Raw genomic sequence first — 26,321 nt, 5'->3', positions numbered from 1 at the left:
AGCCAAAACATGACCTCCATGATATAATAAAAAGTCGTCTATCCCTGAAATAATAATCAGTGGATAAGCGGCTTTTTATAAGATCTTGTGATCGAATGAAGAGAGGTGATATCCCTTGTTGGACCGACTACAATCCTTGGCTGACCGTTACGAGAAGTTAAGTGAGCTGCTTTGCGATCCAGACGTGGCGAACGACTCGAAACGACTGCGGGATTACTCCAAAGAACAATCGGATTTACAGCCGGCTTATGAGGCGTACACCGAATATAAGAATGTAATCGGAGAGCTGGAAGCGGCCAAAGCGATGCAGGCCGAGAAGCTGGATGATGAAATGCGCGAAATGGTGAAGATGGAAATCGAGGAACTGACCGCGCGCCAGCAGGCTTTGGAAGAAAAAATTCGCATTTTGTTGCTGCCGAAGGACCCGAATGACGATAAAAACGTAATCGTGGAAATTCGCGGCGCGGCCGGAGGAGATGAAGCGGCTCTGTTTGCTGCCGACTTGTACCGGATGTACACACGGTATGCCGATTCTCAAGGCTGGCGCGTCGAAGTGATGGATATGAACGAAAGCGACCTGGGCGGATTCAAAGAGGTTATCTTTATGATTAACGGCAAGGGCGCTTACAGCAAGCTGAAATACGAGAGCGGCGCGCATCGCGTGCAGCGCATTCCGGCGACGGAATCCGGCGGACGGATTCATACATCGACCTCGACGGTTGCGGTGTTGCCGGAGGTTGAGGAAGTGGATATCGAGATTTTGGATAAGGATATCCGTGTTGATACGTTCTGCTCGAGCGGCGCGGGCGGCCAATCGGTTAACACGACCAAATCCGCCGTGCGGGTTACCCACATCCCGACCGGTATCGTGGCCACTTGCCAAGACGGCAAATCGCAGAACTCCAACAAAGAGAAGGCACTACAGGTACTGCGTGCCCGGATCTATGATATGAAGCGTCAGGAAGAGGAAGCGAAATACGCCGGCGAACGGAAAAGCAAGGTGGGTACTGGGGACCGCAGCGAACGGATCCGGACTTACAACTTCCCGCAAAGCCGGGTAACCGACCACCGGATCGGCCTGACCCTGCATAAGCTGGATCAGGTGATGAACGGCGAGCTGGAAGAGATCGTATCGGCGTTGACGATTGCTGAGCAAGCTGAACTGATGGAAAAAGGAGAATAACGTGTTGCACAATGAAGGATACCGGATGTCCGGTGCAATGACGATATGGGAAGCCCGTAAAGAGGCTTCTTCTTTTTTAGCGGCGGCGGGCGTGCGGGAGCCCGGGTCGAATGCGGAGCTGCTGCTCCGCCATGTGCTGGGCCTGACGGGCGCGGCGTATTTGGCCGCGCTGCGTGACCCGTTCCCGGCGGACAAGCGGGACGCCTGGGAAGCGGTGATCCGCCGCAAAGCGGCGGGTGAGCCAGCGCAGTATATTATCGGGGAGCAGGAGTTCTACGGATTGACCTTCCGGGTCAATCCGGCGGTACTGATCCCCCGCCCAGAAACGGAGCTGCTGGTGGAGCGCATCGCGTTGGAAGGCGATGCGCTGTGGCCCGGCGGCGCGCCGTACGCCGCCGACATCGGCACGGGCAGCGGCGCGATTGCCGCAGCCCTGGCCCACCTGCGCCCAGCATGGCGCGTCGCGGCGAGCGATATCTCGCCGGACGCCCTGACGGTGGCGCAGGACAATGTCCGGCGGCTCGGCCTCGCGGTGACATTCAAGCAGGGGGACCTGCTTGAACCTTTTGCCGGCGAGCCGCTGGACATCGTGGTGTCGAATCCGCCGTATATACCGGCGGAGGACATCCCGCACCTGCAGCCAGAGGTGCGGGACTATGAGCCGCGCGGCGCGCTGGATGGCGGTCCGGACGGGCTCGCGCCCTACCGGACCATGATGGCGCAGCTCGCGCTGCTGCCGCGGCCGCCTCGCCTCATCGGCTTCGAGCTCGGCCAAGGCCAAGCGGCCGACGTCGCGGCCCTGCTCCGCGCCGCCGGCCATTGGGACGAGATCATGACCGTCCCCGATCTCGCCGGCATCGACCGCCACGTGCTGGGGATCGCACGAGGGTAATCCTCTTTGCCGCAACGTTGCGACGTGATGGCGGCCGCACCCGGGCGTTACCCTATTCCGCTGATTCTATGAAAATGGGTGAATCACCTCAACCAAAAGCCGCTGATTTTGGAAGGATAGTTTCATAGAATGTGGTATCTCAAGCCGAAAGGAGGGAGATATCACATGGCGTTTACTTTGACGTTTCCGTACGCGCAAGCTGCCGGCGTCGGCCAAGGGTATTTCGTGGCCGCCGACCCGCTGGGCCCAACCGGGATCGTAACGGTTCAGGCTACAGTGGGTAACGTCGAACTCCGGATTACCCGGTATAACGCACCCGACTTTATCCAGACTGTAACGCAAGGCAGCACATTTTCCGTTCAGCTGAGTAACATTCAAACGATCGGTATTTATGCGCTGACGGCAGTGACGGGGACGATCACCTTGATCACTCCCGTATAACCTGCTCCCCCCTCCATTCCCTTTCTTATCCCGACCCCACTTGGGCGCCGGCGCACGCGTCGGCGCTCATTTTTTTGCGACATGTCTATCCGCCGCCCTCTTTTTAAGGATTATCCCGTTGCATCAGATCGTTGGGGACGCGAAACAATAGAGGCTGCGAGGAAAAAAAGGTTCGCTTCCTCTTTCTGAACGAGAGGGATAATCGTGCAGAGAGGCGTAAGGAAGAGTCCTCCTTTCTGAAGAAAAGGGATAATGGTACAAAGCGAGGCGAGGAAAATCTCTCCTATCTGAACGAAAGGGATAATCATGCAAAAAGGTGCCAGAAATGTACATAGGGGTACAATATAAGAGCCAGATTGGTGCTGGAGCCGGTTTAACCTGTGCGACGGCGTGTGCGTCGAGCTTTTGTGGCAAATGTGTCTATCTGCCCCCTCTTTTTATGGATTATCCCGTTGCATCAGATCGTTGGGGAACGCGTAACAATAATGACGACGAGGAAAACAACGCGTAACAATGGACGAAGAAAAAAATGTTTGGACCCCTCATTTCTGAGCGAAAGGGATAATTGGGCTAAGAGGAGCGAGAAAGAATCCTCCTTTCTGAACGAAAGGGATAATGATTCAAAGAGGAGGCGAGAAGGTGCAAAAGGGCAGGAGGAGACGTGAGAAATGCCGCCGCGGGGCAAAGTAAGTCTAAAAAGGTAACCTTTTGACGCTGTGACCCGTTATTTGGGTCGAAGGGCTCATTTGTAGTTGGGCCGGGTTTCTTTTAAAGTAAAGGTACGGGGTTTCTAGATCAAGAAAAGAGGATGTTCATGCTGAGCAAACTGAAAAAAATCGATTACTCCATCGTCGTGATCCTGCTGCTGCTCATGGCCATCAGCATCGCGGTGTTGTACAGCGCTACGTCAAACACCCAATATCATGGTTATCACCTTCGCATGCTTGTTTACTATGCGCTGGGGTTTGTTGCCTTTTTTGGAGTTTCGATTCTCGACTATCGGCTGCTTGTCAAATATGCGCCTTACTTGTACCTGTTTGGCTTCGGGCTGTTGATCGTCGTGATGTTCATTGGCAATACCTACTATAACGCAACTGGTTGGTTGACGATTCCGGTCATTAATCAGAGCTTTCAGCCGGCGGAGTTTTTTAAGCTGCTGCTGGTTCTTTTTCTTGGGTTTATGCTGCTGCGCAAGCGCAAACTTCGGTTAGCTTTCTGGCGGGACGTTGTGCCGATCTGCTTGCTGACCTTTATCCCGTTTGTTGCGGTAATGGCTCAAAATGACTTAGGAAATGCGCTCAGCTATGTCGTGATTTTGGCGGGCATGTTATGGATTGGGAATATTAAATATTGGCATGCGCTGATCGCGCTTGCGATCTTCGCCGGTTCGGTGATCGGAGGCATCACGGCGTACAAAGCGTATCATGATCAGGTGTATAACTTCTTTGTAGATATCGGCCGGGAGCACTGGATCAACCGGATCGATCCGTGGCTTATGCCGGAGAAAGCGTCCGAAGACGCCTCCTACCACACTCGGAACGCCAAGCTGGCGATTGCCTCCGGGGGCATGACCGGGGAAGGGTACATGAAAGGGGAGACGGTGCAGTCGGAACGGGTACCGCTCACCTACTCGGACTCGATCTTTGTGGTGATCGCTGAGGAGTTTGGTTTTATCGGGAGCTCGGCGTTGCTGCTGTTGTATTTTGTACTGATTCACCGGCTCATTCTGATCTCGCTTGAGACCCGCGAAACCAGCGGGCCGTACTTAATCGTGGGGATTGTGGCGATGCTGTTGTATCAGATTTTTGAAAATATCGGCATGTTCATTGGTCTCATGCCTTTGACAGGGATTACTTTGCCCTTCATCAGCTATGGCGGTACCTCGCTGCTGATTAATATGGCGAGCATCGGCGTGGCGATGAGCATCCGGATCTACGGGCAAGAGAAGGAAGAAGAGAAGCCCCCTGTGGCTTCGTCGGCACCTACGTCGCGTTATGCCTTGCTCAGATCTAAACGCCAGTCGGAAAATCGGGGATAACATTTTTACTAGATTCCTAGGTTTAGAAGTCTCTTAACCGGACATACTGATAGACATCAGCGGCTGAAATACCGGTTTGGTTAGGAGCAAGGAATCATGGGTAGACGTTCATTTTCCCGTAAGAAAATCGCACTTATCTTTTTTTCGATTGTTATGTTGATGATGTCCTGGGAAGGACAAATGGTTGATACAGCCGCGGCGGCGGGGTCGCAAGCGGTGATTTCTCAGATTCCGCAGGAATCGATTCGGCTGCGCATTCTTGCAAATTCGGATGGAGCTGCGGATCAACTCGTCAAACGTCGTGTTCGCGATGCTGTCGTTGAGCAAATGAACGGCTGGGTTGCACAGCTGGAGAATCCGCAGAGTCTGGAGGAAGCGCGCCAGGTGATCCGCGAGCATCTGCCGGCTATCGAGGAGCAAGTTGGTCAAACGCTTAAGCAATATGGCAAAAACTACGACTATCAAGTTGAGCTCGGCACCGTGCCGTTTCCGACCAAAATGTACGGCGGTGCCGTTTATCCAGCGGGCGACTACGAAGCGCTGCGCGTGACGCTGGGCGAGGGGAAAGGGAAAAACTGGTGGTGTGTGTTGTTTCCGCCGCTTTGCTTCATCGACGCCGGGAGCGGGGACGCGTTGGCTAAGGACGCGGGGGCGGTAACCACTGCAACAACAAAGGCCTCGGCTGCCGGGGCTGCGGGAGATGCCGTTCAGGTTGAACCGGAGGAGACGGAAGTGCGTTTCTTCCTGTGGGATATGCTGGTGAAGCTCTGGAACTGGATTGCCAGTCTATTTGCTTAATGATTTATATATTGAGAACTGTTTAACCGTTCGGGGATGCCGGGCGGTTTTTTTTGCGGCTATGCGCATGGCTGGGTTCGGGTATAATAGTAGAATATATTATTGAACAGTTTGGGATGAACGAGAATGAGCCGACAGGAATCTATGAAACCAAATCAAGCGGAACACAGCGGGGATCTTCCTGCTTTAAAAGAAGTGGCCTCCAAAACGACACGTTGGTGGCATGTCCAGCCTGGAACTGGAGCTGGGGCTGGAGTGCCGGATGATGTGGATGCGGAGGAAGCGGCGGCGCTGAAAGAAGCCGCCGCTGTACTAGCCTCCGGCGGGACGGTGGCGTTCCCGACGGAGACGGTGTATGGGCTTGGCGCGGATGCGCGGAATACGGCGGCGGTGGAGGCGATTTTTGCCGCTAAGGGCCGCCCGTCCGATAATCCGCTCATCGTGCACATCGCCGACGTGAGCCAGCTGGACGGACTCGTCACGGAAGTGAACGAGACGGCACGGCGGCTCATGGAGGCGTTTTGGCCCGGGCCGCTCACGCTGGTGCTGCCCGTGTCCGAAGGCGCCGTCTCACCGCGCGTGACGGCGGGGTTGTCCACCGTGGGCGTGCGCATGCCCGCCCACGACGTGGCGCTGCGGCTGATCGCCGCAGCGGGGTGCCCGGTGGCGGCGCCTAGCGCCAACCGGTCGGGCCGCCCGAGCCCCACGCTGGCGAGCCACGTGGGCGAGGACTTGTCCGGCCGCATTGACGGCATCGTCGACGGCGGGCCCACCGGGGTGGGCCTAGAGTCGACGGTCGTGGAAGCCGGCCGGGACGGGGTTGTCACCGTGCTCCGCCCTGGCGGGATCACGGTGGAGCAGCTCGCCCGCGTGGCTGGCGCGGGCGTGCGGCTGGACGCCGCCCTGCAGCCGAAGGCGAAGGCGGGCGGCGAAGCGGCCCCTGGCCCGGCGGCTGCGCCTCGCGCGCCGGGCATGAAGTACACGCACTATGCGCCGCAGGGCGTGTTGCATATTGTGCGCGGGTCCGCCGACCGGGTGGCGGACCGCATCCGGGCCGAGCTCGCGGCGGCCGCGGCGCGCGGGGAGAAGACGGGCGTGCTCGCCTTCGACGAGCGCCTCCCGTCCTACCGCGCCGACTGCGCGCTCTCGCTCGGCCGCGAGGATGAGCTGGAGACGGCGGCGCACCGTCTCTACGCTGCGCTCCGCCGCTTCGACGAATGCGGCGTCACCTATATCCTCGCCGAAGCCTGCCCCGAGGAAGGGCTCGGCTCGGCGGTGATGAACCGGCTGCTGAAAGCCGCCGGTCACCGGGTGATTGACGCCGGCGGAGATTCGGAAGAGGGCAGGGGGTGAGGTCATGATCCGCATCGGCCTGGCCGGCTGGGGCGATCATGACGATTTATACCCTGCCCGAACGCCGGCCAAAGACAAGCTCGCTTGGTACGCGAAGTATTTTAACGTGGTAGAGGTGGACAGTTCGTTTTACGCCGTACTGGGGGAAGAGGTCTATCGCCGCTGGTTGGCGGAGACGCCGTCCGATTTCACGTTTATCATCAAAGCGTACCAAGGGATGACCGGACATAGCCGGGGGAAATCGCCGTTTGGCGGTCCGGGGGACATGTTCCAAGCGTATCTGGATTCGATTCGCCCGGTGGTGGAGGCGGGCCGGCTCAAGGCCGTGATGTTCCAATTCCCGCCCTGGTTCGACTGCACGGCGGAGCATGTCCGGCAGCTGCGCGCGATCCGCAAATGGATGGGGAACCTACCGCTAGCGCTGGAGTTTCGCCATCAAAGCTGGTTCACGCCCGCTAACCGAGAGCGCACATTGGAGTTCATGCGCCAGGAGGGCTGGATCCATATCGTTTGCGATGAGCCCCAGATCGGACGAGGCTCGGTTCCCACGGTGCTGGAACCCACTGACCCCGAGTTAACGATCGTCCGCATGCATGGGCGAAATGCCGCAGGTTGGAGTCAAGCCAGCGCACCCAATTGGCGGGAGATTCGTACGTTGTACCGCTATTCGCTGGAGGAGTTGCAGGACTGGGTTGGAATGCTGGACCAGTTGTTCAGCCAAGGGACGAAGGAGATTTGTATGATCTTCAACAACAATTCCGGCGGAGATGCAGCGGCAAACGCTCTAGACATGATGGGCCTGCTGGGCCAATCGCCGCGCGAGCTTCCGCCGCGTCAGATCGATTTGTTCGGCGGTTGGGAAGATTAGTGGAATGAACGCTTCACCTGCTGAACTAAAGGGCGAGATTAAGTACGATTCGTACCGTAGAGGCTCGTTCGGCGCTTTTGGCAGTGATTAGCGGTAAAAACTGGCGTTATTTTTAGAGGTAAGGCCTTGTTTTGCGCAAATAGCGGTAAATCGTGGTGTTATTTTTGCGGATATCGGGAGAACGGCCGACTAGAGGGCGAATTAGCGACACAAAATACCGTTAATTGTCCGATCTCCCCCAAATGTTGAGAAAATAACGCCATCTTTTACCGTTAATTCCACGTTGGTGGGGGATCCGCGCCCCTCGATTCCCCCTTCTCACCCAAAGCCCCACGTGCCCCTTAAGTCATGAACCGGGACCTGTCCGCATATGGTTGTACAAAAGACGGACAAAGGGGACTTACGGTTATGGCAGAGGCTTATGAGCGGCTGGGAGAGCTGGTGACGATCCTGCTGATGGCGATTGCGCTGGGCATGGATGCTTTATCGCTGGGTGTCGGCATCGGCATGAAGGGAGTCCGGCGGAAAGATGCGTTCCGCATCGGGACGATGGTGGCTCTCTTTCACGTGTTAATGCCTCTGTTGGGAATTGCAGCGGGACAGTATGTCGGTGCGCTGCTGGGAAGCTTGGCACGGTATGTGGCAGGCGGACTTCTATTCCTGCTTGGGACGCATATGATCGTCAGCTCGATCAAAGGCAGCGGCGTACAGTCCATCAACCATCGGACTTGGTTAGGTGCGCTGCTATTTTCGTTAAGCGTCAGCATCGATTCGTTTTCCGTCGGGGTGTCGCTGGGCATGTTCCATGGAGACTGGCTCCTGACGGTGCTGGCCTTTGGATTTTTTGGCGGGATCATGTCCTTGTTTGGACTGGCGATGGGACGAGGCATGGGGCGTTCGCTGGGCGATTACGGGGAGGCGGCTGGCGGAGCAATCTTGCTGGCGTTTGGACTATTGTTTATCTTTTGAAACCGAGGCCTTTCGTGATAAAATAAGGTCCAAACGCGGGTAAGCCTTCCCGCTGAATATGGAGGTGAAAGGGCATGCGCATCTTGTTTGTATGTACCGGAAATACCTGCCGCAGCCCGATGGCCGAAGGGATGCTGCGCAAGCTGGCGCGGGACCGGGGGCTGGACGTGGAAGTCCGCTCGGCTGGCGTAGCCGCCATGAAAGGGGCCTCCATTTCCCGTCATGCGGAAGCGGTGTTGCGGGACAGGGGGATTAAAGAGACTTTCGAATCTACCCCTCTTTATGCCGAACTGGCGGAGTGGGCTGATCTGATTCTGACGCTGACGCAAGGGCATAAGCGCCAGGTGATTCATTCATTTCCGGAGACAGCCGATAAAATATTTACATTAAAAGAATACGTTGAAGAAGACGCCTCCATACTAGCTACCTTGGAGGAGTTCCGACGCCTTGCGGCGGATCGGGAGCTGGCGCGAGCGCTGGGGAAGGAGTGGCCTGCGGAGCAGCAGCGGCGACTGGATGAGCTGCATCTTCGGCTGCCCGCGTTCGATATTTCCGATCCGTTTGGCGGTTCGCGAGCAGACTACGACCGAACGGCGGCGGAGATCAGCGCAGCGCTGGAGAAGCTGATCGCCAAGCTGGAGCGCGGCGAGGGGCATTAAACCAGTTGCATTTGCTGCGCGGATGCTTTATTCTAATAGCAGAAGTTTTAGCTCCGATGTAACTGGCGACAAGAGTGGATCAAACCACGATGGAGCATCGGAGAATACGGCCGGTCGCCTGGGCAAAGAGCACGACGCACGTCAGTTGCGTTATGCTCTTTTTTTGTTGGTTGGGTTTGAACGAAGCGGACGGACATCCGTTTGCGGTTCGCCTTTCTCTGATATAATAAGGACAGTCTTTGTGACATGTTGTTTGGTTTGCGGAGAAAGGAGCTGGCATCACATGGAACAGGAAGAGCTCGGTACCCTGCGGGCACAGGTAGCAACAATTGCAGAGGAAGTAGCCGTTGCAGCTCATCTGAGTCCGGGGAAGCTGCTGGTCATCGGGGCCAGCACGAGTGAAGTGGCGGGCAAACGAATTGGCACGAGCGGAGCTGAGGACATCGCGGCTGAGCTGTGGGCGGGAATTGAACAGGTTCGGGCCAAATACGGCTTTGACGTCGCCTTTCAATGCTGCGAGCACTTAAATCGTGCGCTGGTGGTTGAACGGGCGGTGCTGGAGCGATTTTCCTTGACGGAAGTTGCTGCGGTTCCCGTGCCGAAGGCAGGCGGTTCGATGGCCGCTGCAGCCTATCGGCGTTTGTCGGACCCGTGCCTGGCCGAGACGCTTGAAGCCCATGCCGGGATCGATATCGGCGAAACGCTGATCGGCATGCATTTGCGGCGGGTGGCGGTGCCTTTTCGTCCTTCACTGTGCCTGGTTGGGCAAGCACGCGTTACAGCAGCGACGACCCGTCCGAAGCTGATCGGCGGGGAACGAGCCGTTTATACGCTGCCGCCGGATTCGGATTCCACGCTTTGCGATTAAGTATAGATTAGATTCTAAGGAGGACAACGGAAGATGGAAAATTTGAGAAAGCAAGATCCAGCGGTACTGGAGGCTATGAATCTGGAGCTCAAGCGTCAGCGCAACAACATTGAGCTGATCGCTTCCGAGAACATCGTCAGTGAGGCGGTTATGGAAGCGATGGGATCCGTGCTCACAAACAAATACGCTGAAGGTTATCCAGGCAAACGGTATTACGGCGGCTGCGAACGCGTAGACATCGTGGAAAATATCGCCCGCGATCGGGCCAAGGAATTGTTTGGCGCTGACCACGCCAACGTTCAACCGCATTCCGGAGCACAAGCGAACCTTGCGGTTTACCTGGCTGCCCTCAAAACTGGCGACACCGTGTTGGGGATGAACCTGGCGCATGGCGGTCACTTGACCCACGGCAGCCCGGTCAACGCTTCCGGTTTGTACTATAATTTCGTGGCTTATGGGGTACAAGAAGATACGTTCTTGATCGATTACGATGAAGTGCGCAAAGCCGCTTTTAAGCATCGTCCACGTCTGATCGTGGCTGGAGCGAGCGCATATCCGCGGATCATCGATTTCGAGAAGCTGGCTTCGATCGCCAACGACGTAGGTGCGTTGTTTATGGTCGATATGGCGCATATTGCCGGTCTTGTGGCTGCGGGCTTGCATCCAAACCCGGTTCCACATGCTCATTTTGTGACGACCACCACCCACAAGACGCTGCGCGGACCACGCGGCGGGATGATTCTGTGCAAGCAGCCTTGGGCAGCCGCGATTGACAAAGCGGTATTCCCTGGTACGCAAGGCGGCCCGCTGATGCACGTGATTGCTTCGAAAGCAGTGGCCTTGGGCGAAGCGCTTCAGCCTTCTTTTAAAACTTATGCCCAAAATGTAGTGAAGAACGCTAAAGTCCTGGCGGAAACGCTGATGTCCGAAGGCCTTAACATCGTATCCGGCGGCACAGATAACCACCTGATGCTGGTGGATACGCGCAACCTGAACATCACAGGGAAAGACGCCGAGCATGTTCTGGATTCGATCGGGATCACGGTGAACAAAAATGCGATTCCGTTTGACCCAACCAGCCCATTCATCACCAGCGGTATCCGCATCGGTACGCCGGCGGCGACTTCCCGCGGCATGGATGAGGAAGCGATGAAGGAAATCGGGCAGATTATCGCTACTGTGCTGAAATCGCCGAAGGACGAAGCGGTGTTGGATAAAGCGCGTAAGCAGGTGTCGGCATTAACGGATCGGTACCCGCTGTATCCGAACTTGCAGTATTAATTTGATCAACGACAGCGGCAGGCCGTTAGGCCTCATAACAAAGCCGGGAGCGTCTGCTCCCGGCTTATTGGCGTTTCACTTCTGGTACGTGGGGAATCTTCCGGCTGGAATGGCAGCTTGGAAGGGTGAGAATTTTTTCCAAATTGTCAAGAATGCCTGAGAGGAGAAGTGGGGCTTTTGGGCGTCAGACGGCTTATTTATGGGGGTGAGTGACGTTTTTATGACGGCTTTCTGACAAGTTGGCTTGAGGGTGAAAATGCCATCTTGGAGTGATATAATAGACAAGATTTGTGGAGCGTTCGAAGAATGGGAACGAACAAGCAAGTAAAGACTTAGCATTAAAACCGGAGGGACGAACGAAATATGAGAAAATTGGTGGTATGTGATCACCCTTTGATTCAACACAAACTGACTTTTATCCGCGACATGCGCACGAACACAAAGGATTTTCGTGAACTGGTAGATGAGGTGGCGACGTTGATGGCTTATGAAATTACGCGGGACATTCCGCTCGAGTCGATCAAAGTGCAGACGCCGGTCGCTGAGGCCGAGTCGAAGGTCATCTCTGGGCGGATGCTGGGGCTGATTCCGATTCTCCGCGCCGGGCTGGGTATGCTTGACGGAGTGTTGAAGCTGCTTCCTGCGGCAAAGGTGGGACATGTCGGCCTGTTCCGTGACCCGGATACGCTGCAGCCGGTTGAGTATTACATCAAGCTTCCTACCGATGTTCAGGAACGCGAGCTGATCGTCATCGACCCGATGCTGGCCACCGGGGGATCCGCTATTGCAGCGATCACCGCGTTGAAGAATCGCGGCTGCACGCAGATCAAAATGATGAACCTGATCGCCGCGCCGGAAGGGGTTAAGGCGGTGCATGATGAGCATCCGGACGTAGACATTTATGTAGCGGCTTTGGACAGCCATCTGAACGAACACGGCTATATCATTCCGGGCTTGGGCGATGCCGGTGACCGGTTGTACGGCACGAAGTAAGTCAAACGTCTGAATAGGAACTCCAACGTCTTAGGAGATGGTTGGGGCGAAGGCGTAGGGCATAGGGCCGGTTTAACGGCAAATTGTACCGTTAATTTTCTATTATTTGCGCAATGAAGAGAAATAACAGTAAATCCTACCTCTAATTTGGCCGATCTCAGCGAAAATGCGGAATTGCGCCGAAATTAACGGTAGCTTTTACAGCTAATCGAGGCACTTATGCCGGATATCCCAAAATTAACGGTAGCTTTTACAGTTAGTTGCTGCGAGACAGGCAGACGACAACAACTTATTTTGATTACCTCTATATGGAAGGAATTGAGTAGGGTGGGCAAGATTAAAGTAATGACGATCTTCGGCGTCAGACCCGAAGCGATTAAGATGGCGCCGCTGATTCTGGAATTGCAGAAGCATCCCGAACAAATCGAATCGGTGGTGTGTGTGACGGCGCAGCACCGCGAAATGCTTGATCAGGTGCTGGACGTCTTTAAGATCGTTCCGGATTACGATCTGGACGTCATGAAGCCAAACCAGACGCTAAACGAAATTACGATTCGTGTATTGCAAGGATTGGAAGGCGTCCTTAAGGAAGCCAAACCCGACATTGTGCTTGTACACGGCGATACTTTAACGACTTTCTTGGCAAGTTACGCCGCTTTCCTGCAGCAAATTAAGGTGGGGCATGTCGAGGCCGGGTTGCGGACGTGGAACAAGCTTTCCCCTTATCCGGAAGAGATGAATCGTCAGCTGACCGGCGTTTTGGCCGATCTTCATTTTGCTCCGACGGAATGGTCGGCTGGAAATTTGCGTAAGGAAAATAAACCGGAGTCAGCTATATATGTCACAGGCAACACGGTGACGGATGTGTTTCAATATACAGTACAGCCGAATTACACAAATTCTGTGCTGGACTGGGCCGCTGGAAAGCGGCTTATTCTCATGACGGCGCACCGCCGCGAGTCGCAAGGCGAACCGCATCTGAATATTTTCCGCGCCGTAAGAAGAATTGCCGATGAGTTTGAGGATGTAGCCATCGTGTATCCGGTTCACCCCAGCCCTGCGGTAAGGGAACCGGCCTATGCAACGTTGGGCGATCATCCCCGTATTAAACTTATTGATCCATTAGATGTGGTGGATTTGCACAACTTCTACCCTCATACGCATTTGATACTTACGGATTCGGGCGGTTTGCAGGAAGAAGCACCTTCCTTTGGTGTTCCGGTGCTGGTGCTTCGCGATACGACGGAGCGTCCCGAAGGGATCGAAGCGGGGACGCTGGAGTTGGTCGGCACAAATGAGGAGATGGTTTATGAACGGACAAAGGCGTTGCTTAGCGATCAGAAGCTATACGAATCAATGAGCCGGGCAGCGAATCCGTATGGTGATGGACAAGCATCTCAAAGAATTGTCAATGCGATTTGTCACCATTTTGGATTTTTGAAGGATCGTCCGGAGGAATTTCACAGAAAGTTCACAAACTAGCGAAAATTTGTTTTGATCGCGAGCCCAAAAAAGTATACAGTATTACTGTACGCTGTATGCGTTTTATTCAGGATTGCAAGGGCAAATTTAGCATTTCATGGCTTTAAATCACTAAAAAACCTCAATTGACAATAACTCTTCACAATTAGTAAAATAAATTGGGATTATTAGGGTGATTTGAGATGAAAGACCCGATTAAACCTGATAAAAACAACAACAGCGTATGGAAGGCTGTCGCTGTGGTAACCGCTTTAGGAACGAACTTTGCCGTGTGCGCTGTGGGAGGTTACTTCCTTGGCGCCTGGTTGGATAAGCTGTGGTTCAAGAATGGACTGGGCATCGGCCTTGGGGTTCTGATCGGCATTGCAGCGGGAATTATCGGCATTGTCGCTCTGATTAAGTCGGTTGTGGGAGGAAATGATGGATGAGCTCTCGAAATACAACCGCGCTCTGACAGCCGGAACCCTAGGTTTCTTGGCCCTGTGTTTTCTGGGAGGCGCTTTATTGCCGGAGTATCAAAGCATTATGCTTGGCATCGCGCTCGGCTCAGCAGTAAGCTGGATTAACGCGGTTTACTTAGGCCGCAAGGTCCGGCAGGTACTGGATGCCGCGGTTAACGGCGGTTCGAAGCGGTTGAACATGGGATTTCTGACCCGTGCAGCACTGGCGGTTCTAGCGGTATTTGCCGCGATGAAATATCCGCAGCATCTAAACGTGTATGCGGTTGCCGGCAGTCTGGTTTTTGCGCAATTTTTTCTTCTTTTTATAGGTATTCGTTTTTCTCGTAAGCCTTAAAGCTTGGTAGCATTTCAACTTGGAATGGGGGTGAGAAAACATGCATGAAGCTCCGGTCATAGAGTTGGGCGGTCTGCATTTGGACTTGTCCATCATCTTGATGCTGGTGGTGACCTGCACCATCGTGTTCGTCATCGCGCGTCTAGCGACTCGGAATCTATCCGTAGAGAATCCCGGCAAGCTGCAGAATTTCATGGAGTGGGCGGCTGAGTTCGTTCAGAACTTGATCTCCAGCACCATGGATCTGAAGAAGGGAAGACCTTTTCTCTCTCTGGCCATGACGATGATTATGTTTATCTTTGTCGCCAACATGCTAGGGCTTCTGTTTGGGGTCGTAACGGAGTATGATGATCCGGCGAAAGCTAAAATTTTCGGTCAGGAAATCACTTCGGTTACGAAGGTGCTTGCGGAAGAGCATGAGAAGCATCCGGGTGAGGAAGCTCACGCCGAGGTGGCATGGTGGAAATCACCTACGGCTGACCTCAGCGTAACGATGGGTCTGGCTTTGCTCGTATTCGTATTGTCCCACGGTTTGGGGATGGTAAGAAACACGAGAAATTATTTTAAACATTACGTTCAGCCCTATCCTTTCTTTCTGCCAATTAACTTGATTGAGCAGCTCTCGAAGCTGTTAACGCATGGCGTTCGTCTTTACGCGAATATCTTCGCGGGCGAGGTACTGATCTCCACCATTATGACTTTGGCCAAAGCGAGCGTGGTTGGTGCAATCTTCTCCGTTCCGCTGTTGATGGTTTGGGATGGATTCAGTATTTTCGTTGGTGCTATCCAGGCTTTCGTCTTTGTCATCTTGATGATGGTTTATATCTCGCAAAACCTGGAAAGTCACGAAGAGCATTAACCGGCAATGTTTGAAGCCCACTATAGCTAGTCTAAGTTTCAAGTTACGGATTGGAGAAAGACTTCAACCTGACTGAACTATAAAATTTGATTTTACTTAAGGAGGATATACAAAATGGGAGCAATGGCATTATTAGCAGCAGCTATCGTAGCAGGTTTGGGCGCATTCGGCGCAGCGCTGGGTAACGGTATGGTTATCAGCAAAACAGTTGAAGGGATCGCTCGTCAACCTGAAGCGAAGTCCACTCTGCAAACAACGATGTTTATCGGCGTAGGTTTGATCGAGGTACTTCCGATCATCGGCGTGGTCCTGGCATTTATGTTCTTTGGTCAGGCTTAATAAGATCTTTAGAAAAGAATTGGCGGGGAAGGCCACAGACGTCCTCGCCTTCTTTTTAGCCCAGGGCGGGCGATACGCGATATGCGGATAGGCTTCGGAAAGGAGTGACTTGAGTTTGGAATTCGTATGGGAAAACACCGTCCTCGCATTGATTGCGATCGGGATTTTATACTTCTTGTTGAACAAATACGCATTTGGTCCGCTGTTTTCCGTGATGGAGAAGCGTCGTGAACTCGTTCAGCAGCAGCTGAGTGAAGCGGCGCAAACACGTGAACAGGCAAATGCTTATGTGGAGGAGCAAAAAGCTGCCCTTCAGCAAGCGCGCAAAGAGGCGTATGAAATTATTGAACAATCCAAGCAAACGAGCAGCAAGCAAGCCGCTCAAATGCTTGAGGAAGCCAAGAACGAGGCGGCCCGCTTGAAAGAAGAAGCGGTACGCGACATTCAGAACGAGAAGAACCGCGCGGTGGAACAACTTCGCAGCGAAGTGGGCGCAGTGTCGGTGAAGATCGCATCCAAGCTGATCGAAAAGGAAGTCAGCGAAGAAGGCGTTCAAGGCGAACTGGTTGACAAGTACCTTAAAGAGGTCGGTGGCCGCTCATGAGCCGCGAGACCGTAGCCGCAAAACGGTATGCCAAAGCATTGTATGAGATCGCTGCGGCGGAAAGCCGGACGCTGGAGGTTGAAGAAGAACTGAAGGCGCTGGCGGCAGCTTTTCGGGCAGGGGATGACATTGAGCATTTTCTTGCCTCGCCGAAGATTACGGAATCGGCCAAATGGGAAGCGATCTCCAATGCGATTGAAGGCAAACTGTCCAAACCTGTAGTTTCGACGGTGAAGCTTCTGGTAGAACGTGGAAGAATCGGGCTCCTGCCGGAGCTGGTAGACGCTTACGTGAGCATTTCCAGCGAAGCGCTTGGACTTGCCAACGCGTTGGTGACGACGACTTATCCGCTCAGCGAAGAGGAGAAGCAGCAGGTTGCTGCGGAGTTCGGCGCCCTCTTAAATAAGAAGATTCGCGTCGAGAACGTGATTGACAAATCGTTGCTTGGCGGGATGAAAGTACGAATTGGCGACACGCTGTACGATGGAAGCTTGGCCGGGAAATTGGAACGGCTCGAAAAGTCTTTTCGAAGACAAGCACTGTAGATAGGGGTGAAACACTTGAGTATCAGACCTGAAGAGATCAGTACACTGATTAAAAGTCAGATCGAACAATATAAATCGGAAATCGAAGTAGCTGAAGTCGGCACCGTTATTCAAGTTGGTGACGGTATCGCCCGTGTTCACGGGCTTGAGAACGCTATGGCGAACGAGCTGCTCGAGTTTGAAAATGGCATTTATGGTCTTGCTCTTAACCTGGAAGAGAGCAATGTGGGTGTCGTAATCCTCGGCCCTTACAGCGAAATCCGCGAAGGCGATCAAGTGAAACGGACCGGCCAAATCATGCAGGTTCCTGTAGGCGAAGCTTTGCTGGGTCGCGTTGTGAACCCGCTGGGTCAACCGATCGACGGTAAAGGACCTATTGAAACGACGGAATTCCGTCCAGTAGAAAATAACGCTCCGGGCGTTATCGACCGGAAATCGGTTCATGAACCGATGCAAACCGGGATTAAAGCAATCGACTCGATGGTTCCGATCGGCCGCGGCCAACGGGAGCTCATCATCGGTGACCGTCAAACCGGTAAAACGGCGATTGCCATCGATACGATCATCAACCAAAAAGGCAACGGCGTGAAATGTATTTACGTAGCGATCGGTCAGAAGCAATCGACCGTTGTTAGCGTTGTTGAAACGCTTCGTCGCCACGGCGCGCTGGATTATACGATCGTGGTATCGGCTTCCGCTTCGGAACCGGCACCGCTTCTCTACATTGCTCCTTATGCCGGCGTAGCTATGGCGGAGTACTTTATGTACAAAGGCGAGCATGTGCTGATTATCTATGACGACTTGTCGAAACAAGCAGCAGCTTACCGCGAACTTTCCTTGCTGCTCCGTCGTCCTCCGGGCCGCGAAGCGTATCCGGGTGACGTCTTCTACTTGCACTCCCGTCTGCTGGAACGTGCAGCCAAATTGAGCGACGAGCTTGGCGGCGGATCGATCACGGCGCTTCCGTTTATCGAAACGCAAGCTTCCGACGTATCGGCGTACATTCCAACGAACGTCATTTCCATTACCGACGGTCAGATCTTCCTGGAGTCCGACCTGTTCTACTCCGGTCAACGTCCAGCGGTTAACGTGGGTATCTCCGTATCCCGGGTCGGCGGCTCCGCGCAAATCAAGGCAATGAAGAAGGTTGCCGGTACCCTGCGTCTGGACCTCGCCCAATACCGCGAGCTTCAAGCGTTCTCCCAGTTCGGTTCCGATCTGGACAAATCGACGCAAGCCCGGTTGACCCGCGGTTCGCGCATGATGGAAATCCTGAAGCAAGGCGTCAACCAACCGTTGGCTGTTGAGTTGCAAGTAGTCAGCTTGTATACCGCAGTCAAAGGTTATCTGGATGATATTCCATTGGCGGACGTTCGCCGCTTCGAAGCGGAATTCCTGTCCTTTATCCAAAATCAGCATGACGACGTTCTGCAGTCGATCCGCGACACCAAGGATCTGACGCCAGAGAACGAAACGAAGCTGAAAGAAGTTATTGAGCAATTCAAACGCGGTTTCGCGACTACGGCATAAGAATGTTCTTGCGGCAAACCGGCCTTGGCTAAGCGCAATGCCGGTTTACGCCTTTGTGTAAAAATACTTTGGCTCTGCCAAAGTTAAGCTCATGCTTACGAAGTTAGTTTTGGCTTCGCCAAAACTAAGCACATGCTTACGAAGTAACTTTGGCTCTGCCAAAGTTTTAAGGTGGTGAAATCATGGCAAAAGGGATGCGCGAAATCAAGCGTCAGATTAAAAGCGTTCAGAACACCCGGCAAATCACCAAAGCGATGGAAATGGTAGCCTCGGCGAAGCTGCGGAAAGCGCAGGAGAGAGCGCAAGCTGCTCGGCCTTACTCGGAGAAGCTGAAAGAGGTGGTATCCAGCATTGCGGCTGCCTCTCAAGGCGTCAGCCACCCGATGCTCGTGTCGCGTCCGGTTAAACGGACCGCTTATATCGTGATCACGTCTGACGGCGGATTGGTTGGCGGATATAACGCGAATATTTTGCGGAAAGTAACGGATTTGATCCGTTCTCGCCATGCCTCGACTTCGGAATACGAACTGTTCATTATCGGCCGCAAAGGCAGAGACTATTTCAAACGCCGCAATTATCCGGTTGTCCATGAAGTGACTGAGCTTTCGGACTCTCCGAGATTTGCGGATATTAAGTCGTTGACCTATGCAGCGGTGCAAGGCTTCGAAACCGAACGATTCGACGAAATTTACATTTGCTATAACCGGTTCATCAATGCGATTACCCAACTGCCAACCGTGGAGCGCCTTCTCCCCTTTGATTCGGTGGAGAGCGAGGCGCCGGTCAGCAGCTATGAGTATGAACCTTCGCCGGAAGGCGTATTAGAAGTGCTTCTTCCGAAATATGCCGAAACGTTGATCTTTGGTGCGCTTCTTGACGGTAAAGCCAGTGAGCTTGGTGCGAAAATGACTGCGATGGGCAGCGCGACCAAAAACGCGACGAAGATGATTAATGAACTTACCCTGACGTACAACCGCGCTCGTCAAGCGGCGATTACGCAAGAAATTACGGAGATCGTGGCCGGAGCTAACGCACAAGGCTGATCGTTCCGGGCAGCAATTTTAGGAGGGAAACGAAGATGAACAAAGGACGCGTTGTCAGCGTAATGGGTCCGGTTGTTGACATCGAATTTGAGCGCGGTCAACTCCCGGAAATCTATAACGCAATTAAAATTGAGAAGCAAGACGGCCAGTCTGCTTTGGTTCTGGAAGCTTCCAATCATCTGGGCGATAACCTCGTTCGTTGTATCGCAATGGCCTCGACAGACGGCCTTGTGCGCGGTACGGAAGCAATCGACTTAGGAGCGCCGATTTCGGTTCCAGTCGGTTCGGCGACATTGAGCCGCGTATTTAACGTGCTGGGTGAGCCGATTGATAACAAAGGCGAAGCCAACAGCGAATTGAGATACCCGATCCACCGCGAACCGCCGAAGTTCGAAGATCTGTCGACGCAAGCGGAAATGCTGGAAACCGGGATCAAGGTTATCGACCTGCTGGCGCCGTATGCCAAAGGCGGTAAAATCGGCTTGTTCGGTGGTGCCGGCGTAGGTAAAACCGTTACAATTCAGGAATTGATCCATAACATCGCGCAAGAACACGGCGGGATCTCCGTATTTGCCGGCGTAGGGGAACGTACCCGTGAAGGGAACGACCTTTACATGGAAATGACGGAATCCGGCGTTATCGAGAAAACGGCGATGGTCTTCGGACAAATGAACGAACCGCCAGGTGCACGTTTGCGCGTTGCCTTGACGGGTCTGACGATGGCGGAATACTTCCGCGACCAAGAAGGCCGCGACGTATTGCTCTTCATCGACAACATCTTCCGGTTTACGCAAGCGGGTTCTGAGGTTTCCGCGTTGCTCGGACGGATGCCTTCCGCAGTAGGTTACCAGCCGACGCTGGCAACTGAAATGGGTCAATTGCAAGAACGGATCACTTCGACGAAGAAAGGTTCCGTTACCTCGATTCAAGCGATCTACGTCCCTGCGGACGACTATACGGACCCGGCTCCGGCTACGACGTTTGCTCACTTGGACGCAACGACGAACTTGGAGCGGAAAATTTCCGAGAAAGGGATCTTCCCGGCCGTGGACCCGCTGGCTTCCAGCTCGCGGATTCTGACGCCGGAGATCGTGGGCGAAGAGCACTATGCCGTAGCCCAAGGCGTAAAACAAATCTTGGCTCGTTATAAAGAACTGCAGGATATTATCGCGATCCTTGGTATGGATGAATTGTCCGACGACGATAAAACACTCGTTGCCCGTGCTCGGAAAATCGAACGCTTCCTGTCGCAGCCATTCCACGTGGCTGAGCAGTTTACGGGGATTAAAGGGAAGTATGTGCCGATCGCCGAGACGGTCCGCAGCTTCAAAGAAATTTTGGAAGGCAAGCATGACGACCTTCCGGAAGCGGCGTTCCTGTTCGTAGGAACGATTGAAGAAGCTGTCGAAAAGGCCAAAACGCTGTAATTCGAAGCCGAATCCGGATGCTTCAGAAATGAACTGTCCCACGAACAGGAGGGATAAAACTTGAGCACCTTTTTATTGGAAATTGTTACGCCGGAGCATGTGGTGTTCTCGAAAGAGGTTGACAGCTTAACGGTCCGCGGCGTTGAAGGGGAGTTTGGCGTTTTGCGGGGCCATATCCCGCTCGTGACTCCGCTGCAAGTTGCTCCGGTGGTTGCGAAAACCGGCAAGGAAGAGACGTATATCGCCGTACACGGCGGATTCATCGAAGTACAGGGCGATAAGGTGATCGTGCTTGCCGAAAGTGCAGAGCTGCCGGAAGAGATCGACCTGGAGCGGGCCATCGCGGCACGTGAGCGTGCGGAACGCCGATTGGCGAATCGCAGCAACCAGGACCGTATCGATCATCGCCGCGCAGAGCTGGCGCTGCAACGGGCGGTGACCCGGATTAACGTGGTCAGCAGCCGCAAACAGCAATAGACTGCAAAATAACGGGCACCTCTTGAGGTGCCTGTTTTTTCTTTCAGAATGACGTCAGAATGATATTTTGGTAATAGATGCCGTTGGAAGCCTTTGCATTACAAAGAAAAGCTGGATTATTACGGCGATGCCAAGTATGATATATAAGGTCTATATTTTTACAGGATAGTAACCGATATATAAATACGTCCCTGTGCAACTTGGATTGATGTGTCAGCGTCAAAGGGGAAGATTAACCGTTTAGGTACTTGCTGCATAAATATAAACGTGATGGAGGATTTATTATGAATCCCGTCGACCAGGTAGCGGCTTCGGTTGGTGTAAACGGCTTGACAGCGATCCTCGTCTCCTTGGCCTGTGTGGTGCTGTCATGGTGGGCGCTGCAGAACTTGAAGCTGGATTTATTGATCCGGCACCCTAAGAGCCCGCAGGGCAAGCTGCTGCACCTGCTGTTGGCGATCGTATTAGGCCGTTTCGTAGCCGCTTTTATTATGGATTATTGGCAATATACCCAAATGCTGAAGTATATGTTTTGAGCATTAAACTGAGTGTTTGTGGGGTTCGTCTACAGACAGATCAGGAAGGAAATTGTCGAATAACATCATTTCATTGTGTCAACAATGGTGAATAAGGACTACAACTCGAGAGCATGTCCATAATCGGGGCAAGAAGCGATTTCTGTGCCAAAACACGCTTTTTCGACAAGATTGGAGCCTTGTGTGCCTTAAATGACCGGTGATATGATGAAATTTAGGGAATGAACCAGGTAAATCTTTTTCCAAATCGGGAAAAAAAGTGAAAATGAACGCGCGGAGGGAACCATGATGAGCAAATTTATCGTCCGCGGTGGCAATGTTTTGGCCGGGAACGTAAAAGTCAGCGGTGCTAAAAATTCAGTGCTACCGATCATTGCAGCGTCTTTACTGGGTGAAGAAGGAGTCAGCGTCATTCGCGATGCGCCCCCTCTTGACGATGTAATGACCATTAATAAAGTGTTAGAGTCGCTAGGAGCAGCCGTTACCTATGACCGAGAGGTCATTACTGTTGATGCGCGGCAAATCGCTTCTTGCGAGGCGCCTTATGAATGGGTGCGAAAGATGCGGGCGTCTTTTCTTGTCATGGGTCCGTTGTTAACAAGAATGGGATTCACCCGGATTTCCCTCCCGGGTGGCTGCGCGATCGGGACCAGACCGATTGACCAGCATCTGAAGGGCTTCGAAGCGATGGGTGCAGAGATCACCCTCGGCCACGGGTTTATCGAAGCCAAGACGAACGGCCGCCTCCGCGGAGCCAAGATTTATTTGGACGTTGCCAGCGTAGGTGCAACGGAGAACATTATGATGGCGGCAACCTTGGCGGAAGGCACGACCATTATTGAAAATGCGGCCAAAGAGCCGGAAATCGTTGATTTGGCGAACTACTTGAACAGTATGGGAGCCGTTGTCCGCGGAGCGGGAACGGGCATGATTCGGATTGAAGGCGTCGAACGGTTGCGTGGATGCGAGCATACGGTGATCCCGGACCGGATCGAGGCGGGTACGTTTATGGTCGCTGCGGCCATTACCGGTGGGAACGTCTTTGTTGAAGGTGCGATTGCCGATCACTTGGGACCGGTCATTTCCAAGCTTGAGGAAATGGGCGTTACCGTGGAAGTACAGGAGAACGGAGTACGTGTGATTGCAGACAAACCGCTGAAAGCTGTGGATGTTAAAACGTTGCCGTATCCGGGCTTCCCAACCGATATGCAAGCGCAAATGATGGCGTTGCTGCTCGTATCCGAAGGGGCTAGTGTCATTACCGAGACGGTATTTGAAAACCGCTTTATGCACGTGGATCAGTTCCGTTTAATGAATGCCGACATTAAGGTGGAAGGACGCAGCGCGATTATCTCCGGGAGCAATAAGCTCAGCGGAGCTAAGGTTTGCGCCACCGACCTTCGTGCCGGAGCGGCACTGATCTTGGCAGGACTGGCAGCGGACGGGACGACAGAAGTCAGCGGTACGCATCATATTGACCGGGGATATGTGGATTTGGCCGAGAAGCTGTCCGGCCTGGGCGCGGACATTTGGCGCATTTCGGTCGAAGAGACCGCTCCGGAAACCGAGAAAGTATCGGCTGCTGCCAAAGAGGAAATCCCGGTATTGAAAATTCAGCCCTCTTGGGCTTAAGGTGAAGTTCATAGATGTAAGATAAACCATGCCGTCGGCATGGTTTTTTCTTTAGCTGAAATGCTCCAGCACCACTTTGCCAATCGTTCTTCCGGTCTCGATGAGCGCATGGGCTTTGCGGAGATTGGCGGCGTTGATGGGGGATAGCTTTTCCGCAGCTGTCGTGCGGATCACCCCTTGATCGATCAAATCAGCTAGAGCGTTCAGCAGATGGTGCTGCTCAATCATATCCTCTGTATGGAACATCAGGCGGGTGAACATCAGCTCATACACGAAGGAGACGCTTTTCTGCTGCAACAGGGTGATGCCGCCCCCATGTTCTTCCAGTGTTTTTCTGCGGTATTCAAGCAAAAGATATAGTCAACATGTTCATACCCCAGCGCTTGGAGTTGGGGAACAAAAGGTTCAAAGTGATTGATGACCTCATCGGCACCAAGCTCCTTCACCCATTTCACCGATTCAGGACGGGAAGCCGTGCCGATCACCGTAAGTCCGGCATGCTTGGCGAGTTGCGTCGCGATAGAACCAACTCCTCCGGCGGCGCCAATGATCAAGAGCGTTTTTCCGGCATTCTGGTCGGCGTCTTTGGAGAAGCCTAAACGATCGAACAACGCTTCCCAGGCGGTAATCCCGGTCAAGGGCAGAGCTGCTGCTTCCGCGAAATCCAGCGAAATTGGTACCCATTCGATTTAACGAGTTTCGCCGGATTTGCCCGGGGATTACCCAACGGATGCTGACGCTGTAGCTTCGCGAGCTGGAGGAAGATGGCGTCGTTCATCGCGAGGTGTACCATCAGGTGCCTCCGAAGGTGGAGTACACCTTAACGGAATTCGGCAGAACCCTGATTCCCATCATTCAGAAAATGAAGGAATGGGGCGAAACCTACAAGAAGACGGCTCCGTTTCTGAACAAGATGGAAGGGCAAGGTTGACTTTTTCTATAAATATAGAAGTACTTGCAGAGGATTCGAGAAATCGGGTCCTTTTTTGTGTTCTATCAATTCCTCAAAACTCATATCTATAAGTATAGCGGGCAAACGATATAAGGGCAGAAAGCTAGGTTACTAGCTCGCTAGCACGGCAGCATGATGAGGGCGGGGGGAATCAATCGATGCAGGAACGATCTCAGGCAGTAAAAATCAATGTGGCACTTCGCCGAGAGGTAAAGCAAAATCAAGAAGAAAGCAGCAACCTTCAGATAGACAATAAGGCAGCGATCCGCCCTTTAGGGCATGACGAAGCGAAAACAACCACAGTGTCGGCACCCGTATCCATGATGAAGGTTCGTCCAAAATCGGAACAAGCAGTTGAATTGAAGCAGGAACGAGGGCAGGGAGGAGTCGCGAAGCAAGGAAGTGGGGGAAGCGAGAGGCCGGCAGATGCAGAATATGCGAGGGCTGGGATAGAGGGTGCCCGCGGGGTACCTTTGGCGGCACAACCGCTGCGAGCGGTGCCGCCGGAGACCCGCGTGCGCGTAAGCGTCCGCACGCGGCCGGGCCGAACCATCTCCCGCCTGGGCAGGAGATGGTTCGGCGGCACCGGCGCCGCCCCTGTGGCGGCGGCGCTGATCGCGCTGGCGCTGCTGCTGCCAGCGCTGATCGCGTGGCGCACGGCGCAGGCGCCCGCCGTGCGCCACGACCCGGCGGCGGCGCAGACGCCGTCTGCCGCCGTGCCGCCGACAGCGGAGCCGCGCCCGCAGGACGCGGCTCGCGCGGAGGCGCCGCCCGCGCAGCCGGACGCCGCTGACGCGGCGGCCGCGGGCGGGCCGCCGGTGCGCGTCTATCTCACGCGCACCGGCGTGGTCGAGACCGTGCCGCTCGAGCAATACGTCACCGGCGTGCTCGCCGCCGAGATGCCGGCGGACTTCGAGCTCGCGGCACTCAAAGCGCAGGCCATCGCGGCGCGCACCTTTATCGTCCAGCGGCTGGCCGCTGGAGAACCCTCAGGCACCGGGAGCAAAGATGCGGATGTCAACGACACCATTGAACATCAAGTCTATCTCCCCCGTGCGGAATTGGAAGAGTGGCCAAGCCGGGGGAAGGGCGCAGAGCTGGAGAAGCTGCGTCAAGCCGTCCGGCAGACCGCAGGAATCGTCATGACGTTCCGCGGACAGCCGATCACCGCTTCCTTCTTCTCTTCCAGCGGCGGATACACGGAGAACTCCGAGGAATATTGGTCGCTGAAAATTCCTTATTTGCGCAGCGTGCCTAGCCCATGGGATGCGGCGATCAATCCGAACAACCGCGAAACCGTGGAAATGCCGCTCACCCAGCTTTACGCCAAGCTGGGACAGAAAGTGCCGGAACCGGTGCAGACCGCATTAGCTGCGCTGGATCAGGGGGAAGCCCAAGCCAAAGCGGCGGCGTCGAAGCTGAGTGCCGACAAGCTGTTTAAGATCCTCTCTTGGACCACCGGGCGTCGGGTGAAAGAAATTCGCATCGGCGACAAGGTGTACACCGGCCGGGAAGTTAGGGAGAAGCTGGACCTTCGCTCCAGCCAGTTTACGCTGGCGGTGGCCGGCGATACCGTGAAGATCACCACCTATGGCTACGGCCACGGCGTTGGCATGAGCCAGTGGGGAGCGAACGGGATGGCGAAAGAGGGTTATACAACCACGCAAATCCTCAAACACTACTACACGGGAATCTCGTTTCAGCAGGTCTCCCATTTTCTCAAGTAGTGGCTTGAATGCGAAGTTTCTCTTTTTTCT

General features: G+C 54.2%; 26 protein-coding genes, 2 pseudogenes and 1 riboswitch. Of the genes and pseudogenes, 27 read left to right on the top strand and 1 reads right to left on the bottom strand.

What is annotated here, in order from left to right:
- The first annotated feature begins 115 nt into the window (after positions 1 to 115).
- The 25 genes from prfA (at position 116) to murA (ending at position 23,612) form a co-directional block, all read left to right on the top strand.
- A complete protein-coding gene (gene prfA, locus NSQ80_RS19545; protein WP_009223721.1) occupies positions 116 to 1,183 on the top strand; it encodes a peptide chain release factor 1 in 1,068 nt (355 codons plus the stop codon).
- A gap of 25 nt (positions 1,184 to 1,208) precedes the next feature.
- The gene (prmC, locus tag NSQ80_RS19540; protein WP_339302192.1) at positions 1,209 to 2,075 is read left to right on the top strand and encodes a peptide chain release factor N(5)-glutamine methyltransferase; all 867 of its coding nucleotides are present in this window, start codon (positions 1,209 to 1,211) and stop codon (positions 2,073 to 2,075) included.
- Between the two features lie 165 nt (positions 2,076 to 2,240).
- Entirely contained in the window at positions 2,241 to 2,516 is a 276-nt protein-coding gene (locus tag NSQ80_RS19535; RefSeq protein ID WP_157273313.1) for a hypothetical protein, read from the top strand.
- A gap of 814 nt (positions 2,517 to 3,330) precedes the next feature.
- Positions 3,331 to 4,554, top strand: coding sequence for an FtsW/RodA/SpoVE family cell cycle protein (locus NSQ80_RS19530; RefSeq protein ID WP_260071021.1), 1,224 nt, complete (start codon positions 3,331 to 3,333; stop codon positions 4,552 to 4,554).
- Positions 4,555 to 4,650: 96 nt separating this feature from the next.
- Positions 4,651 to 5,352: a stage II sporulation protein R gene (spoIIR, locus tag NSQ80_RS19525; protein ID WP_260071020.1), complete on the top strand. Its 702-nt coding sequence runs from the start codon at positions 4,651 to 4,653 to the stop codon at positions 5,350 to 5,352.
- A 255-nt stretch (positions 5,353 to 5,607) separates the two neighbouring features.
- Entirely contained in the window at positions 5,608 to 6,705 is a 1,098-nt protein-coding gene (locus NSQ80_RS19520; protein ID WP_339300513.1) for an L-threonylcarbamoyladenylate synthase, read from the top strand.
- A 4-nt stretch (positions 6,706 to 6,709) separates the two neighbouring features.
- Entirely contained in the window at positions 6,710 to 7,573 is an 864-nt protein-coding gene (locus NSQ80_RS19515; RefSeq protein WP_009223729.1) for a DUF72 domain-containing protein, read from the top strand.
- A gap of 408 nt (positions 7,574 to 7,981) precedes the next feature.
- On the top strand, positions 7,982 to 8,542 hold the full coding sequence (locus NSQ80_RS19510) for a manganese efflux pump MntP family protein (protein ID WP_028538175.1): 561 nt from the start codon (positions 7,982 to 7,984) through the stop codon (positions 8,540 to 8,542).
- 74 nt (positions 8,543 to 8,616) lie between these two features.
- Positions 8,617 to 9,201 (top strand): low molecular weight protein arginine phosphatase, encoded by a 585-nt coding sequence (locus tag NSQ80_RS19505; RefSeq protein ID WP_016314175.1) that lies wholly within the window; start codon positions 8,617 to 8,619, stop codon positions 9,199 to 9,201.
- A 48-nt stretch (positions 9,202 to 9,249) separates the two neighbouring features.
- A riboswitch (ZMP/ZTP riboswitch) is annotated at positions 9,250 to 9,332 on the top strand.
- Positions 9,333 to 9,484: 152 nt separating this feature from the next.
- Entirely contained in the window at positions 9,485 to 10,069 is a 585-nt protein-coding gene (locus NSQ80_RS19500; protein WP_339300509.1) for a TIGR01440 family protein, read from the top strand.
- 33 nt (positions 10,070 to 10,102) lie between these two features.
- A complete protein-coding gene (glyA, locus tag NSQ80_RS19495; protein WP_028538174.1) occupies positions 10,103 to 11,350 on the top strand; it encodes a serine hydroxymethyltransferase in 1,248 nt (415 codons plus the stop codon).
- A gap of 363 nt (positions 11,351 to 11,713) precedes the next feature.
- The gene (gene upp, locus NSQ80_RS19490) at positions 11,714 to 12,343 is read left to right on the top strand and encodes a uracil phosphoribosyltransferase (protein WP_260071016.1); all 630 of its coding nucleotides are present in this window, start codon (positions 11,714 to 11,716) and stop codon (positions 12,341 to 12,343) included.
- A gap of 327 nt (positions 12,344 to 12,670) precedes the next feature.
- Positions 12,671 to 13,825, top strand: a complete 1,155-nt coding sequence (wecB, locus tag NSQ80_RS19485; protein ID WP_311202277.1) for a UDP-N-acetylglucosamine 2-epimerase (non-hydrolyzing) — start codon at positions 12,671 to 12,673, stop codon at positions 13,823 to 13,825.
- A gap of 182 nt (positions 13,826 to 14,007) precedes the next feature.
- Positions 14,008 to 14,253, top strand: coding sequence for an AtpZ/AtpI family protein (locus NSQ80_RS19480; RefSeq protein WP_260071015.1), 246 nt, complete (start codon positions 14,008 to 14,010; stop codon positions 14,251 to 14,253).
- Positions 14,246 to 14,620: an ATP synthase subunit I gene (locus NSQ80_RS19475; RefSeq protein WP_260071014.1), complete on the top strand. Its 375-nt coding sequence runs from the start codon at positions 14,246 to 14,248 to the stop codon at positions 14,618 to 14,620. The genes NSQ80_RS19480 and NSQ80_RS19475 overlap by 8 nt, the downstream gene beginning before the upstream one ends.
- A gap of 40 nt (positions 14,621 to 14,660) precedes the next feature.
- Positions 14,661 to 15,479 (top strand): F0F1 ATP synthase subunit A, encoded by an 819-nt coding sequence (gene atpB / locus NSQ80_RS19470; protein WP_260071013.1) that lies wholly within the window; start codon positions 14,661 to 14,663, stop codon positions 15,477 to 15,479.
- Positions 15,480 to 15,593: 114 nt separating this feature from the next.
- Positions 15,594 to 15,818, top strand: coding sequence for a F0F1 ATP synthase subunit C (gene atpE, locus NSQ80_RS19465; RefSeq protein WP_009223739.1), 225 nt, complete (start codon positions 15,594 to 15,596; stop codon positions 15,816 to 15,818).
- A gap of 115 nt (positions 15,819 to 15,933) precedes the next feature.
- Positions 15,934 to 16,422 carry a F0F1 ATP synthase subunit B gene (gene atpF / locus NSQ80_RS19460; RefSeq protein WP_260071011.1) on the top strand — a complete coding sequence of 163 codons (489 nt, stop codon included), beginning with the start codon at positions 15,934 to 15,936 and terminating at the stop codon, positions 16,420 to 16,422.
- Positions 16,419 to 16,967, top strand: coding sequence for a F0F1 ATP synthase subunit delta (locus NSQ80_RS19455; RefSeq protein WP_260071010.1), 549 nt, complete (start codon positions 16,419 to 16,421; stop codon positions 16,965 to 16,967). Before atpF ends, NSQ80_RS19455 begins: the two co-directional genes overlap by 4 nt.
- 15 nt (positions 16,968 to 16,982) lie before the next feature.
- Entirely contained in the window at positions 16,983 to 18,497 is a 1,515-nt protein-coding gene (gene atpA / locus NSQ80_RS19450; protein WP_339300503.1) for a F0F1 ATP synthase subunit alpha, read from the top strand.
- Between the two features lie 182 nt (positions 18,498 to 18,679).
- Positions 18,680 to 19,540 carry an ATP synthase F1 subunit gamma gene (atpG, locus tag NSQ80_RS19445; protein WP_009223743.1) on the top strand — a complete coding sequence of 287 codons (861 nt, stop codon included), beginning with the start codon at positions 18,680 to 18,682 and terminating at the stop codon, positions 19,538 to 19,540.
- A 35-nt stretch (positions 19,541 to 19,575) separates the two neighbouring features.
- Entirely contained in the window at positions 19,576 to 20,967 is a 1,392-nt protein-coding gene (atpD, locus tag NSQ80_RS19440; RefSeq protein WP_009223744.1) for a F0F1 ATP synthase subunit beta, read from the top strand.
- Positions 20,968 to 21,027: 60 nt separating this feature from the next.
- The gene (locus tag NSQ80_RS19435) at positions 21,028 to 21,444 is read left to right on the top strand and encodes a F0F1 ATP synthase subunit epsilon (protein WP_009223745.1); all 417 of its coding nucleotides are present in this window, start codon (positions 21,028 to 21,030) and stop codon (positions 21,442 to 21,444) included.
- Positions 21,445 to 21,728: 284 nt separating this feature from the next.
- Positions 21,729 to 21,980 (top strand): DUF1146 family protein, encoded by a 252-nt coding sequence (locus NSQ80_RS19430; protein WP_009223746.1) that lies wholly within the window; start codon positions 21,729 to 21,731, stop codon positions 21,978 to 21,980.
- A gap of 288 nt (positions 21,981 to 22,268) precedes the next feature.
- Positions 22,269 to 23,612 carry a UDP-N-acetylglucosamine 1-carboxyvinyltransferase gene (gene murA / locus NSQ80_RS19425; RefSeq protein ID WP_036644207.1) on the top strand — a complete coding sequence of 448 codons (1,344 nt, stop codon included), beginning with the start codon at positions 22,269 to 22,271 and terminating at the stop codon, positions 23,610 to 23,612.
- Between the two features lie 51 nt (positions 23,613 to 23,663).
- Here the strand turns inward: murA and NSQ80_RS19420 are convergent.
- Positions 23,664 to 24,289: pseudogene (locus NSQ80_RS19420) on the bottom strand (zinc-binding alcohol dehydrogenase family protein); the annotation flags it as partial.
- A gap of 8 nt (positions 24,290 to 24,297) precedes the next feature.
- Here NSQ80_RS19420 and NSQ80_RS19415 point away from each other — a divergent pair.
- A pseudogene (locus NSQ80_RS19415) lies at positions 24,298 to 24,543 on the top strand (winged helix-turn-helix transcriptional regulator); the annotation flags it as partial.
- A gap of 179 nt (positions 24,544 to 24,722) precedes the next feature.
- Positions 24,723 to 26,291 carry a stage II sporulation protein D gene (gene spoIID / locus NSQ80_RS19410; RefSeq protein ID WP_339300498.1) on the top strand — a complete coding sequence of 523 codons (1,569 nt, stop codon included), beginning with the start codon at positions 24,723 to 24,725 and terminating at the stop codon, positions 26,289 to 26,291.
- Positions 26,292 to 26,321 lie beyond the last annotated feature (30 nt).

Origin of the sequence: Paenibacillus sp. FSL K6-2441 (assembly GCF_037964765.1) — a bacterium.
GTDB lineage: Bacteria > Bacillota > Bacilli > Paenibacillales > Paenibacillaceae > Fontibacillus > Fontibacillus phoenicis.
Note: the sequence above shows the minus strand (reverse complement) of the source record. Positions and strands in the feature narration are given on the sequence as shown.

Coding starts and splice junctions, on each gene's coding strand:
- prmC (WP_339302192.1), top strand. CDS start 1,209: ATGTCCGGTGCAATGACGATATGGGAAGCCCGTAAAGAGGCTTCTTCT.
- NSQ80_RS19535 (WP_157273313.1), top strand. CDS start 2,241: ATGGCGTTTACTTTGACGTTTCCGTACGCGCAAGCTGCCGGCGTCGGC.
- NSQ80_RS19530 (WP_260071021.1), top strand. CDS start 3,331: ATGCTGAGCAAACTGAAAAAAATCGATTACTCCATCGTCGTGATCCTG.
- spoIIR (WP_260071020.1), top strand. CDS start 4,651: ATGGGTAGACGTTCATTTTCCCGTAAGAAAATCGCACTTATCTTTTTT.
- NSQ80_RS19515 (WP_009223729.1), top strand. CDS start 6,710: ATGATCCGCATCGGCCTGGCCGGCTGGGGCGATCATGACGATTTATAC.
- NSQ80_RS19510 (WP_028538175.1), top strand. CDS start 7,982: ATGGCAGAGGCTTATGAGCGGCTGGGAGAGCTGGTGACGATCCTGCTG.
- NSQ80_RS19505 (WP_016314175.1), top strand. CDS start 8,617: ATGCGCATCTTGTTTGTATGTACCGGAAATACCTGCCGCAGCCCGATG.
- NSQ80_RS19500 (WP_339300509.1), top strand. CDS start 9,485: ATGGAACAGGAAGAGCTCGGTACCCTGCGGGCACAGGTAGCAACAATT.
- glyA (WP_028538174.1), top strand. CDS start 10,103: ATGGAAAATTTGAGAAAGCAAGATCCAGCGGTACTGGAGGCTATGAAT.
- upp (WP_260071016.1), top strand. CDS start 11,714: ATGAGAAAATTGGTGGTATGTGATCACCCTTTGATTCAACACAAACTG.
- NSQ80_RS19480 (WP_260071015.1), top strand. CDS start 14,008: ATGAAAGACCCGATTAAACCTGATAAAAACAACAACAGCGTATGGAAG.
- NSQ80_RS19475 (WP_260071014.1), top strand. CDS start 14,246: ATGGATGAGCTCTCGAAATACAACCGCGCTCTGACAGCCGGAACCCTA.
- atpB (WP_260071013.1), top strand. CDS start 14,661: ATGCATGAAGCTCCGGTCATAGAGTTGGGCGGTCTGCATTTGGACTTG.
- atpE (WP_009223739.1), top strand. CDS start 15,594: ATGGGAGCAATGGCATTATTAGCAGCAGCTATCGTAGCAGGTTTGGGC.
- NSQ80_RS19455 (WP_260071010.1), top strand. CDS start 16,419: ATGAGCCGCGAGACCGTAGCCGCAAAACGGTATGCCAAAGCATTGTAT.
- atpG (WP_009223743.1), top strand. CDS start 18,680: ATGGCAAAAGGGATGCGCGAAATCAAGCGTCAGATTAAAAGCGTTCAG.
- atpD (WP_009223744.1), top strand. CDS start 19,576: ATGAACAAAGGACGCGTTGTCAGCGTAATGGGTCCGGTTGTTGACATC.
- NSQ80_RS19430 (WP_009223746.1), top strand. CDS start 21,729: ATGAATCCCGTCGACCAGGTAGCGGCTTCGGTTGGTGTAAACGGCTTG.
- murA (WP_036644207.1), top strand. CDS start 22,269: ATGAGCAAATTTATCGTCCGCGGTGGCAATGTTTTGGCCGGGAACGTA.
- spoIID (WP_339300498.1), top strand. CDS start 24,723: ATGCAGGAACGATCTCAGGCAGTAAAAATCAATGTGGCACTTCGCCGA.